Source organism: Lewinella sp. (genome assembly GCF_050633125.1).
GTDB lineage: Bacteria > Bacteroidota > Bacteroidia > Chitinophagales > Saprospiraceae > Lewinella.
The window spans coordinates 60,456-73,292 of record NZ_JBOEFX010000014.1 but is presented as its reverse complement, the minus strand read 5'-3'; the positions used below and the strand labels follow the sequence as shown (position 1 = coordinate 73,292).

Genomic DNA, 12,837 nt, shown 5'->3' with positions numbered 1-12,837 from the left:
TTTTTTGGGGTGCTTGGTGCGGAGTGCGATAGGGGGCGCGTTGGATGTTTCCCACTTCCGATTTCCGACTTTCTGTGCGGGGTGCGATGGATACTTGCGAATTTGTCAAAGGCATTCCGACGGGGCAGATTTCCCTCTTCTGACTTCTGACTTTCAAGTGCGGGGTGCGGGATTAACTGAACCTAGCTTTTACACTTTTCCATCCTTTACACCTTTCTCGTGCGGTGCGCAGGCCAGCAGGCCGAAGCTCGGGGCGCGGAGCGGGCAAGGACAATGGGATGGTAACGCTAGTGGACAGCCCGGTGCCGATCCCGTGCCGACTAGAAAAGGCGGGACGGGAGATGGCATGGCCCCAAAAAGCAAATCCCAACCTTTGGGTAAACCAAAGATCGGGACAGCTTCTTTCAGGGGATTTATTATTTCAAAGTGCGAGGTGCGGATTCGTGCGGGGTGCGAAGCACCTAACTTTTACACACTTACACTTTTCCATTCTTTACACCTTTTGGGTGCGGGTGCGATTTTTTGTGCGAAGTGCGGGGTGCGGAATTGGACGAACCCTTACACCCACTCAACCCTTACACTTTTACACAAAAAAACGCCCTACTCCTTCATCACAGGCCGTACAATCGTCTCGCTGCCGGTTTGTAGGACGACATAGTACATTCCTGGTGGCCAAGCAATTACATCCACTTCCATGTTCAGTTGACCTTGCTCAATTTTTTGATCTTGTGGCAAGGTGTAAACTGTTTGACCCAGCTGGTTGATGATGCGTAGCCCTGCCGTATTTGCCTCTTTTTCAATAGTCATACTGAGGTAAAGCAAACCGTGTGTAGGGTTCGGGTAAGCAGTGAGTTCATTGCCCTGGGGGCTGGCCTCGTTGTTTGAGATTCTCGTTCCCTGGGCATTGTCATTATCGTAAACGATCATGTTCATTTCCGCCGGGTTGGTACACAAATCATCAAGGATTTGGGCGATAAAAAGCTCTGTTGCTTCAAAGCCTGGTTCCAGGATGATTTGGTTACCTGCTTGGAATACTATGACTTGTGGCGCGGCACCAGTGGCTACGCCCGTAGACGTGATCGTGCTATTGGCATAGTAAATACCATCGGGGATCGGGGCACCATTGACGGTACGATCGGTAAATTCTTCGCAGCCACAGTCTTCATCTGTGAGGCAATCAGCCGTTAGAAACAGGTCGTTAATCACCGCTCCAACTTCTGCATGAAATCCGTTCAGGATATCACGACCAATGGCCTGGGTATGGCAATAACTCATGATCGTTCCGCGGCCATTGGCGGTATTGGGAGCTACTGGGTTCATGGGATCAAAACAGGCACCGCCTTCAGCAGCACTTGCTTCGTCGGCCTCATCTACGTTGTCATCACCTGCGCAACATTCACAACCATCCATGTTGGTATCGCCGGGGCAATCGCCATCGTCATCACCTCCGTTGGTGAGTACCCAGCTGTTGCCACAGTCGTCAATCTGTTGATTGTTGCCAGGCCCCCAAACACAAGCTTGCGTATGGCGAGCTCCTAAAATGTGGCCCATTTCGTGCGCTGCCCGAACAAAAGTACTGGAGGTAGAAGGCAAGCTGCTCACATCAAAAGATGCACTCAAACTGCCACTCACACAGTGTGGCCCTGGTGAACCCCCACAGATACTGCCGATGCCATCAGCCAATCCGCCACCAATATTACGCGTAGTAATCAAGTGGGCCAAGTCGCCGTTGAAGGCTGGCCGCATCGAAATAAATTCGTCCAATACAGGGCCAACGCCATCTTCATCATCGTCATCACTGTAAGGATCAGCAAGGTCCCATACGAAGATTTCTGACACCTCCATGTTCACTTCTATATTGCGGTAAGCAATAATAGATTCGGCCATGATGCCCATGATGTAATTGGTCACCGCCAGCAGGCTGTTGCTATGATCAGTGTATACTTGAAACTCTGTTTCTACGTACACTTTCACACAGCCGCCGCCTTCCATCATTCTGTTATCAGCAACTTTAGGTTTCTCGGTTGCTGGTGGCAGTGGCGTATCCACGGTATGACAATCCCAACTGGCCTCTTCCCGCAATAGCTTGCGTTCGTCGAAGAGTACGTATTGCCCCGAATCATCCTGCATTTTTCCCAGCACGTAGGTGCTGGCGCGATCGCCGATGATCATTCGCAATTGGTTGCCAAAAAGGCTAAGCGTAGCAATGGAGTTCGGATCATCTTGTACCATGCCGGTGTAAAACAAGCCCGTAGGACCAGTAATCGTTTCCTGGCCTGAGGCGGTATGCACCTGAAAGCCTTCGGAAGCTACTTCAAACTGGGTCAATTCCAGGACAATATTCTTGCCTGCACCTACCGGCACTGCAAAGCTGATATCGCGTGGGCCTTCCCGAAGGGTATTCATCAGGTCATCGGCATTCAAATCCAGCAATACCGGATCAAGCACCCAATCCTGAAGGTTGGCATTGCTTCTGTTGTTGGACAACCGAAACAAATCTACCTCCGTCAGTTTTCCTTGTAGTGCTTTGCGCTCTTGAATAAGCTGGACCGTCGGTTTGATATCCATTTCGACCTTGGGATAGCGCTTGTCCTCAAGGGTATTGGTAATTAAATCTTGCCCGAAGCCCAAGGTGCAACCTGCACACAAGAAGGCCAGGACGAGCCATAAGTTTTTCATAATCAAAGGTTTTGGTGTTGATAAATAGCTGGCTTACTGCAAGCTGATGAGTACCAACACTAATCCTTTCCCTGCGTCGAGGCTGGTCATGGCTTTGCCAATGATGGCGCCTTGCGCTTGGGTATAATCGGTCACTTTCATGGCGTGACCTGTGGTTGGGGAAGTCGTTAATAAGTCGCCAGGTTCGATAGCGCCGTAGCTGGCATCTACGTAAGCATACACGCGGCCTGTAATGGCTACGGCTACATCACCGTCGGCAATGGTGCCCGTTTGGCCAAAGACCATCGCAGTTTGCACATCACCTGCACCGCTGACGATACCTGCTACTGCACGGTCGTTTGCACTATTGCTCAGGGTCAATTCGCCGGCTTGGGTACGGTCGATGGAAAGTACCATTCCGGGAAGTATAGCGGGAGCACCTATCTCCTCTGAAACATTGACATTAAAGCGTTCGGCCAAATCCGCGCCGCCAGTTACGATCAAGCGTCTTCTGACCTCTACTTGTGTACTGGAAATCACCATCATCTCTTCATTATCAGCTTCGATGACAACGTTGCCGCTTTGGTTTTCAATGAGTAAGTCTCCACCAAGGTCCGCCACTCTTTTGGTGTTGCCTGCGCCCATGATGAGTTCGCCATCCAGGTCGAGGTCATTGGTAATACGGGCACTATTGTTTACGCGAGTAAATCCATTGAGGGTTGTCTGCCCGTTTACTTCCAGGTTTTGGCCGATGCCGGCATCACCACCTACAGAAAGGTTTTCGCCTACGGTCGCATGACGGTTTGCGGTAAGATCACGACCGGTGCGGGTATCGCGCAATACATTCATATCGTTACCGATTTGTGCATCAACACCGACTGAGAGGTTCCCACCAACAGAGGCGTCATCACCAATAGTAGCACTGTTGGCTACATTGAGGTTTTCGCCAACTCCGGCTCCACCAGCAACGACCAAAGCGCCAGAAACAGGTGATGCAGAGCTGGTTCCATCGTGAATGGTGGTCACGCCATTCACATCCAGGGTTTCGTCAATGATGGCGTCGCCGCGTACATCAAGGCGAGCCGTTGGTGCCAAGGTATTGATACCAAAATCGCCGATATTGGTGATCGTTCCGCGCTCTTCGTCATTGGTAAGGAAGACCACGCTTTCGTTGTTGCGTGTGCCCAGTGTGTTTTTGTCAGCACTAACGACATTGCCGCCTACGTGCCAGTCTTGTGCTGCGCTGGATAGATCACAAACAAAGTTATTGCCAAGGTCGGTGCGGGAGAAAACAGTCAGGTCGCCGAAGGTTTTTCCAACAACATCGAGGTCGTCGGTAGCGCCTGGCCAAGCGTTGCTTGGGCAGCGGGTATAGATCGACTCTACACAGCTGTTACCTGCATTGGTGATCACAAAGTAGGTAGTGTTGCCCAAGGTTCCGTTGATGGTCGTTGAGCCGTCGATGGTCAGCAGCTGACCGGAAGTTACATTATTGAAGGTCTGAATAAGGATACTCAGGCTATTATTGCGGTATACTTCGATGGTCACGTTATCGTCGCCGAAGTAGTAGACTTGCATCTCCACAAAATTCCCTACACAAGGGCACGGGCCGGGGCAATCTTTAGGAGCAGGCTTGAAAGTACTGGCATCTTCCGCTTGAGCGGCAAGGTTGCCCATACTGAAAATCAAAATAAAGCTTAATAGGTAAAATAGGGTTAGATGTTTTGAGGTGTTCATCTCTTTAAAGGTTTTAGTTTTAGGTGAAAAAGCGATTAATCGCAATTGATACTGCTTTATACCTGGCGATGAACGGGCGTTACATTTTGGGGGAGATTTTTTTTGACCACTTTAAGGCACGGAGATTCTTCTTAAACCATATAAGAGATTATAAGGGGATATAAGATAAACTCGCTGGGTGCGGGATTTGAACCACTTAAGGCACCAAAGAGGACGCAAGGTCGGTGGTTGTTTTGGGGCCATGCCATCTCCCGTCCCGACTTTTCTAGTCGGAACGGGATCGGCACCGGGCTGTCCACTAGCGTTACCATCCCATTGTCCTTGCCCCGTCCCGGCCCCGAGCTTCGGCCTGTTGGCCTGCGCACTGGTATTATCCTTACTGATCTACCGGGGATACACCTGCGGGTCACGTCTAGCGCCTATCAATAAAAAAGGGAACCATTCACTAGCATCCAATTCAAAAAGCCCTCCATTCGGAGAGGGTTGGGTGGGTCGGCCGAAAACACCATGTAGGTTAATTTCTTTCTCGCTGGTCGGGAAACCAGGAAATATTACATTGTAGTCTGGAGACTGCAATGCGCCTTTAACAAAAAGGATTTACCCCTTCTTCTCTTTCAGCAATCTGGTGGTCTCTTCGGCATCGACAAGGTCTACCCACTTTTTCATTTTCTTTTGGATGACTTTGAAGTGGTGACGGTCTTCTTCCGTGACAAAAGAGATAGCTTCGCCGGGGTTTTCGGCCCGGCCTGTTCTACCGATTCGATGCACAAAATCTTTAGGAGAGCGGGGTAATTCGTAGTTGATGACAAAGGGGAGAAACTCGATATCGATACCTCTGGCCAGTAGATCCGTGGCGACGAGTACTCTTACTTTACCTGTTTTAAAGTCGTTTAAGGCTTGCGATCTTGCTCCCTGGCTTTTTTTGCCGTGAATGGCTGCTGAAGAAAACCTGTTTTTGCTCAACTTGGACGCCACCTGATCGGCTTGATAAACCGAAGAGGTAAAAACGAGTACTTGCCTCATCTTTTTAGCCTTGATCAAGTACCGCAACAGTGGGCCTTTTTGCGCCAGCGTAACCGCGTAAGCCGATTGATTGATGAGGTCGACCGTCTTTTCCTCCGGGGCTATATTTATAACCAATGGGTCTTCTAGCAGTACATTTCTTACGTTCTCAACATTGGGGCTCAATGTGGCCGAAAACAAGAGATTTTGTCTTTTTTCGGGAAGAAAAGTCAGTATTTTGTCCATTTCGTCCTTAAAACCCAGGTTGAGCATCTTATCCGCTTCATCGAGCACCAGGGTTTTCACAGCAGAAAGGTGGACGGCATTAACACTTATCAGGTCAAGCAGTCGCCCCGGTGTGGCTACCAAAACATTGACTTTGGGCAGCGCTTGCATTTGTACGTTGATCGAAGCCCCTCCATAAACGGCTAACGATTTGAACCTGAAAGGCAATGATTCGCCATAGAGCTTAAATACGCCTTCTACCTGCACGGCCAGCTCTCTGGTGGGTACTAGCACCAGCACCTCTACATGCCTGGCCACACGGGTGGTCATCTTCTCGAGGTTAGCCAAGATGGGCAGGACGTAACTGGCTGTTTTCCCTGAGCCTGTTTGTGCAATCCCCAAGAGGTCTTTCCCTTCCAGAACAGCAGGAATGGCCATCTCCTGAATAGGGTAAGCTTTCGTGAATTTCTGCTTTTCAAGGGAGGCAAGTAAATAATCGGGTAAACCTAGCGAGGAAAATGACATATAGTAGTAAACAATTTTTGCAAAGGTACGAGGAACGGCGGAACTGGAGGAGCTTATTGTGAGATTAGTAAGGTGTGGTTGTACAGGATAGAACGCGGATTGAACGGATTTACGCGGATTTTTTCTTGAATCGCCTGCAGTAATCCCATTAAACGCTAAACATGAAAGGTACAGCGTACCGCATATATCTGTAGCAACCTTTTAGATTTTTATGTGCGAGGTGCAGCGCACCGTACTATAGTCAACAGAATTATATACCTTAAATGACCTTATTAAAGGTTGGGAAATATAGCACGGTGCGCTGCACCTTTTCATGAGACGATATTATTGGCTATAGATAGGAAGGTGCGCTGCATCAAAGTTCATAGTCTGCAAAGTCAGAATTCCCACCTCACTTTTTCGCCTTCCTAATCAGCTTAAAGGCCCAATCATAGTGGCTTGAGGTTGCGGAGATGAAATAGGCGCCCATCGAAGTGGTGCCGGTCCACTTGTATCGTTTTTTTTCGAATAGTTCTTCGTTGGAATGGCTGTCGATTATTCCTCTTACTTGGTTATAACTTGTGTTTAAATGCTTTTTTGCTTCTTCAAGACTGACCTGCTGGTAATTTCCCAGAATCCAGTAATTAAGGTCAGGAGTCGTTTTCCAAGTGTATCCTTTGGCGGGCATTTCCGGCTTTTCTCCTGTTGATCCTTTTCTATACCAGTCCATCATCATGAGGTGCCAGTGGTGGAGGTGCATTAAAACATCGCGAATATTTCGATTCATTGTTCCCGGAGGAAAATCCTTGTTTTGCTCCAGGGCATCCATCTTTTCAATGAAGTCCTTTAGCTGCTCAAAATTCGCCTTGCCCAGGTCCAGTAATTCCGATTTAGATGTTGGCCGTGCCATACGTATGCTCTTTTATCATTTTACCCGTTACGAAGTAGCGTCGCTTAGTAACGGGTAAAGATCGAATTTTTATTCTCGTGATTCTTCCATTTAAGAACGCCTGCCCAACGAAAATATCGTCCTCAATGCCAGCAGCGCCGCCAGTCCAAAACCAGTGATTCCCCACAAGGCAAAGCCATTGACCAAGGGTGGTATTTTAGCTACAACAACTAAAGAAGAGGCTATGATAATCGCCACTACCAGCAGGGTATACGAAAGAAGCTTGATACTCTCGCTCAATTTGTCGGCAGTGGGTTGCAAGCCTTTGTGTTCAAACTCAATATGGAGCTTTCCTTCTTTTACTTTCCGTAAAATTTCACGTAAATCTTCGGGAAGTTCGCGCAAAAGATTGGTGGTATCTTCGGCTGATCGTATTAACTCGCGCCGGAGTCGGAGGGGGCTGTACCTCTTCGATAATAAGCGCTGAACATAGGGACCAATATTGGCGATAATGTCGTAATTGGGGTCTAACTGTAGACCTACACCTTCCATGATTACCAGCGCTTTCAGCAGCAAGAGTAAGTTGGCAGGCAGTTTGATTTTATAATCAAAGAACAAGGCATTGAGCCCCTGCATGACCTCCATCCCATCAATATCCTCCAAGGCGATGCTGGCGTACTGGCGCAAGACGTAAATGATATCGTATTCCAGCTCGCGCTCTTTGTCTTTGCTCAGGCCTGTAGAGAACTTGAGGATCGCCTTTTTTAGCCCTTGTACATCCTGGTCGTAAATAGCGAGAAGCAATTGGGCAAATAATAACTTATCTCGATCACTCACGGTACCCACCATACCATAATCGAGGAAGGCGATGCGGCCATCCTCTAGCACGAAGATATTTCCAGGGTGAGGGTCGGCGTGAAAGAAGCCATGCTCAAACACCTGTTCAAAGTACAGCCCGATACCTCGCAGCGCCAATTCTTCGCCTGTGATGTTAAATTGGGAAAGCTTGTCAAGATCTGTGATTTTATACCCAGGTACATACTCCATACAGAGCACTTTGTCTGTAGACAGCTCTCGGTAAACAGCAGGAATCAACACTTTAGAATGGTCGCGAAACATCTGCTGAAAATGCAGCAAGTTGGCCGCTTCTCTTCGGAAGCTCAACTCCTCAGTAATGCTTTGTTCAAACATCTTGACCAGCTCACTGGGTTGGTAAACCAGCAAAGCCGGGAAATAGCTTTCTATGATACTTACTAATTGATTGAGTATGGTAATATCCGCAGCAATCACCTCGCGGATGCCTGGTCGTTGCACTTTCAAAACAACTTCTCTTCCTCCTACCAAACGCGCCCTGTGCACCTGTGCCATAGAGGCAGATGCCAAGGGTTGAGGCTCGAAATACTCAACCATCTCCTGCCAAGGGCGGGAAAATTCCTGCTCCAGGGTTGCATAAATCTCTTCTAGCGCTACGGGAGGCACTTGATCCTGCAATTTGGCAAGCTCCGTAATCAACTCATCGGGCAGCAAATCCGGTCGATTGCTCGCAATTTGAGCAAACTTGATGAAGGTCGTCCCCAATTCTTCACACACCAGACGGATGCGCTCGTAGCGGGTAAATTCGCTCACCTTACGCCCCGCTCGACTGGGCACAAACCGGTTCGTCTGTGGCACCAGTTTATTGAGTGGCGGATGAGCGAGAAGGTCTTCGAATCCGTATTTTACAAAGGTTCCGAAAACCTTCTCGTATCTCATCAAGGTAGAAGTGGTGGTAATATTTAGGGCTCCTGCCTTCATAACTTAGCATTGCGCAGAAAATAAAGTGCGATTTTTATTTTCGTGCTGTTCCTTAGTTGGACAAATTAGAAATCGCTCGTTTCAAGTAGTTGAAAGATTCGGAAATATCCTCTACGAAATGGTCCAATTTTGTTTGTGCCGTTTCGCGACGATCAAGAATCTGGCGAACTTCGATCAACTTCTCCGTGAATTCACGGCGAATACTAGCTACGCGAGCAGGATCATCTTTATCATGCAGTGCTAAATTGACGCGAAAAGCATCCATTTTGGCTTTGAAGGTATCGAGTGTTTCCTGCATTTGCGTACTCATATCCGGGTAGCTTACGCGTACCGCTTCTTCGAGTTTGTAAATTTTCTGAAGAACCTCTTTCTTGTAGGCATCATAAGCCTTCACCTCAGTAGGCACCTCTTGGAACAAACTCGATTCCAGGTTTTCAATGTTCGTCAGGAAGTCACGACGATCATCAGCAGTATAAGCGGCTGATTTTTTCAACTCCGCTCTTTCCTTGTTTATGAAATCCGCAAGCATTTTGCGTTCCCGTTCGATCAAATCCCTGGCTTCAGCCTTTCCTAATGCCATTTGCACTTGCAACTCATCCGATAAAGCCTGAAGGTTACGTGCTTCGTTCTTGATTCTTTCGATTATTGCATTTTCCATTAGTGTAAGATTAAATGAACAATGTGGAGGGTGATTCTCGATTCCAAATAACTTTGAATATGCTCCCCCTCTCACCCGTAATTATCAATAAAATCGGAAAAAAATGTACTGATTAGGATCAATCATTTTGGATAAGAATTATCACTAAAAACAGGAGCTTTTCAATGGAACTTTAAGGTGGTATTTTACCTCTAAAAGGGTTCGCTTTTTTGAACTATATAAGGACATAGAAGGGTTTCAAGGTACTGTCACAAAGTTCAAATTAACGTTTACAAACCTCCTTAGGCTACACCAAACAGGAAACGAATGCAGCTATTTTCAAAGGGTTTCATTTTTATCATTCTAGGTTTAAATGCCTGTAGCGCTCCTCCTCAAGAGTTCAAAGCGCAATACCAATCGCTTACGGAAGCAGTATACAGTACGGCGACCGTAGTGCCAGCGGAAATTTACACGGTGTATTCTCCGGTAAACGGTATTATAGAAAAGAGTAACCTCGAAGAAGGTCTACTCGTCGAGCAGGGGGCTTTGCTCTTTCAAGTCAACAACCGGCAAGGTAACCTTAATGAGGCCAATGCAGCCTTGAATGTACAGCTTGCAAAGGATAGTTACCTTGGCGAAAGTGCCCTCTTGAGAGAGCTGGAAGAGCGTATTCGTTCCGCACAAACCCGGGTTAGCAATGATTCGCTCAATTATGAACGTCAGGCGAAATTATGGGCTCAAAATATCGGTTCACAACAAAATTATGACGCCCAAAAATTGGCCTACGAGCTATCACAGAATGACCTAAGCAGTTTGCGCAGCAATTATCTACGCACACAAAAAGAACTCGCCCGCAAGCTTGAACTCGCACAAAACAGCCTACAGATCAGTGCTGCCAACAATGAAGAATTTACGATCACCAGCAGGCTTACCGGTACCATTTACGAAGTACTGAAGGAAGAAGGAGAATTTGTAAGTCCACAATCAGCAGTAGCCGTAGTAGGAAGTACAGACAAGTTTGTCGTCCAACTCTTAATTGATGAAGTAGACATCACTCATGTGTTCCCCGGTCAAAAAACACTGATCAACCTTGATGCTTTTGGAGAGCAGGTTTTTGAAGCTGAAATAACGCGCATCTACCCTACCAAAGACGAGCGCTCCCAAACATTCAAGATAGAAGCCACTTTCAAAACACAGCCCGACAGGTTGTTTAACGGCCTTAGCGGAGAAGCCAACATCATTATTGCAGAAAAAGACCGAGTACTGTGCCTGCCCAGTCAATTGATCAATGAGAACAATGAAGTCAATACGCCCCAGGGTTACGTCAAAGTCATCACTGGACTAAAGAACCTGGCCTTTACTGAAATCCTTAGCGGTATTGATACTTCTACCGTTGTTTACCAAGCCGAATAAGATGGAATACAAGCTTCTCCTACAAATTGCGAAAACTCACATCACAACCCGCATAAAACAGTCGGCTATTGCGGCACTGGGCGTAACTTTTGGTATTGCGACTTTTATCATTCTGGTGTCGTTTATGACGGGGCTTAACGGGTTGCTAGATGGCCTGATGCTAGATAGAACACCTCACATCCACCTGTACAATGAGGTTTCTCCTTCCGAAAAACAACCCCTTGACTTAGCAGCTCCAACCCTCAATGACTGGAACATAGTGCGGTCGATAAAACCCCGCCAGCGGCCCAGCAGGATTCACAATGCCCTACCGCTCCTTAAGCTGCTGAAAGACAATCCTGATATTCTTGGCGCTACTGCACAAGTAAGTAGCCAGGCTTTTTACACCGCCGGTGCGCTAGAGCTCAATGGTCTGGTAAACGGTGTAAACATCCTCGAAGAAGCCCGCCTTTTCAACATCGACGATTATATCATCGAAGGAGATATTAAAGACCTTTATCAAAATGAAAATGCCATCATTATCGGAGCAGGTATCGCCCAAAAATTGAGTACCGGCATCGGGGATCGGATTCAACTGGTGAGTGCCCAGGGTAATCGAATCTCTTTGAAAATTACGGGGATTTACCAGAGCGGATTGGCAGAAATTGATAACATTCAAAGTTATACCAATATCAAGACGGCCCAACGACTGATGGGCGAAAAGGCTAATTTTATTACCGATATTAATATCAAACTACACGACCTGGAAAAAGCCGCACCGATGGCCCAACAATTTGCCCGGCTTTATAATGTCACCGCCATAGATATTGGCACTGCCAACGCTCAGTTTGATACAGGGACAACCATTCGAAACATCATTACTTATGCTGTTTCCATTACTTTATTGATTGTTGCTGGCTTTGGGATTTACAATATCCTCAACATGTTTATCTACGAAAAGATGAACGACATTGCCATCCTGAAAGCTACAGGCTTTTCGGGCAACGATGTCATGTACATTTTTATCAGCCAAGCGCTGATCATTGGTACCCTTGGCGGCATCTTGGGTTTGATTATTGGCTGGAGCTGTTCTGTTCTCATTAGTCACCTTCCTTTTGAGACGGATGCTTTACCTACCATTACCACCTACCCTGTCAATTTCGATTCATCGTTCTACATCATCGGGATCACTTTTGCTTTGGTCTCTACTTTTCTAGCTGGTTATCTACCCGCTAAGAAAGCCAAAGGTATTGACCCTGTCACCATTTTAAGAGGCCAGTAATGAAAGACAACAAAGCCGTCATACAAGCAAAAAACATCAATAAGGTTTTCCATGAACCCGTAGATTTCCATGTTCTGAAGGACATTACCTTCACGGTAAACCGAGGAGAATTTGTGTCCATCATGGGAAAATCTGGTTGCGGAAAATCTACCCTGCTCTACATCCTCTCTACAATGGATACCGACTACAGCGGGGAGTTGTACCTCAACAACCGCCTCATTACTGGCAATACGCCGGAACAACTTGCCAGGGTACGTAATGAACATATTGGGTTTGTCTTTCAATTTCATTACTTATTGCCCGAATTTTCTGTACTGGAAAATGTTATGCTTCCCGCTAAAAAGCTAGGCAAGAAAAGCGCTCAAGAGATCGAATACGACGCCATCAATGTTCTAAAAATGCTGGACATTGACCATGTGGCTCGCAATAAATCTTATCGTATTTCAGGTGGAGAGAAACAGAGAGTCGCCATCGCCCGCGCACTGATTAACGAACCAAGTATCATCATGGGCGATGAACCCACTGGCAACCTGGACAGCAAGAACTCTAATAACGTACTGGCTATCTTCAGAGAACTAGCTGTTGAGAAAGGGCTTACCCTTTTAATCGTCACCCATGACCTGGATTTCGCTCATCAAACCGACCGGATTATCACCATGGAAGATGGGCGAATAATAAAACACACAAATCAATAACTATCAACAACTTAACTCAATC

9 protein-coding genes are annotated in these 12,837 nt (G+C 47.1%); 3 read left to right on the top strand and 6 right to left on the bottom strand.

The window, feature by feature from the left end; translation table 11 throughout:
* Positions 1-600: 600 nt before the first annotated feature.
* The 6 genes from ACRBG0_RS03290 to ACRBG0_RS03265 form a co-directional block, all read right to left on the bottom strand.
* A complete protein-coding gene (locus ACRBG0_RS03290; RefSeq protein ID WP_431485501.1) occupies positions 601-2,679 on the bottom strand; it encodes a zinc-dependent metalloprotease in 2,079 nt (692 codons plus the stop codon).
* A gap of 33 nt (positions 2,680-2,712) precedes the next feature.
* Entirely contained in the window at positions 2,713-4,395 is a 1,683-nt protein-coding gene (locus tag ACRBG0_RS03285) for a hypothetical protein (RefSeq protein WP_431485500.1), read from the bottom strand.
* A 597-nt stretch (positions 4,396-4,992) separates the two neighbouring features.
* Complete coding sequence (locus ACRBG0_RS03280; protein WP_431485499.1) at positions 4,993-6,147, bottom strand: DEAD/DEAH box helicase; 1,155 nt, start codon at positions 6,145-6,147, stop codon at positions 4,993-4,995.
* A gap of 391 nt (positions 6,148-6,538) precedes the next feature.
* The gene (locus tag ACRBG0_RS03275) at positions 6,539-7,036 is read right to left on the bottom strand and encodes a ClbS/DfsB family four-helix bundle protein (protein ID WP_431485498.1); all 498 of its coding nucleotides are present in this window, start codon (positions 7,034-7,036) and stop codon (positions 6,539-6,541) included.
* 90 nt (positions 7,037-7,126) lie between these two features.
* On the bottom strand, positions 7,127-8,809 hold the full coding sequence (locus ACRBG0_RS03270; RefSeq protein WP_431485497.1) for an ABC1 kinase family protein: 1,683 nt from the start codon (positions 8,807-8,809) through the stop codon (positions 7,127-7,129).
* Between the two features lie 52 nt (positions 8,810-8,861).
* Positions 8,862-9,467, bottom strand: a complete 606-nt coding sequence (locus ACRBG0_RS03265; protein ID WP_431485496.1) for a hypothetical protein — start codon at positions 9,465-9,467, stop codon at positions 8,862-8,864.
* Positions 9,468-9,773: 306 nt separating this feature from the next.
* Here ACRBG0_RS03265 and ACRBG0_RS03260 point away from each other — a divergent pair, with 306 nt between their 5' ends.
* From ACRBG0_RS03260 to ACRBG0_RS03250, 3 genes are read left to right on the top strand one after another with little or no spacing between them, the layout of a single operon-like run.
* Positions 9,774-10,859 carry an efflux RND transporter periplasmic adaptor subunit gene (locus ACRBG0_RS03260; RefSeq protein ID WP_431485495.1) on the top strand — a complete coding sequence of 362 codons (1,086 nt, stop codon included), beginning with the start codon at positions 9,774-9,776 and terminating at the stop codon, positions 10,857-10,859.
* Between the two features lies 1 nt (position 10,860).
* On the top strand, positions 10,861-12,120 hold the full coding sequence (locus ACRBG0_RS03255; RefSeq protein WP_431485494.1) for an ABC transporter permease: 1,260 nt from the start codon (positions 10,861-10,863) through the stop codon (positions 12,118-12,120).
* Positions 12,120-12,815 carry an ABC transporter ATP-binding protein gene (locus ACRBG0_RS03250; protein ID WP_431485493.1) on the top strand — a complete coding sequence of 232 codons (696 nt, stop codon included), beginning with the start codon at positions 12,120-12,122 and terminating at the stop codon, positions 12,813-12,815. Before ACRBG0_RS03255 ends, ACRBG0_RS03250 begins: the two co-directional genes overlap by 1 nt.
* Positions 12,816-12,837: the final 22 nt, after the last annotated feature.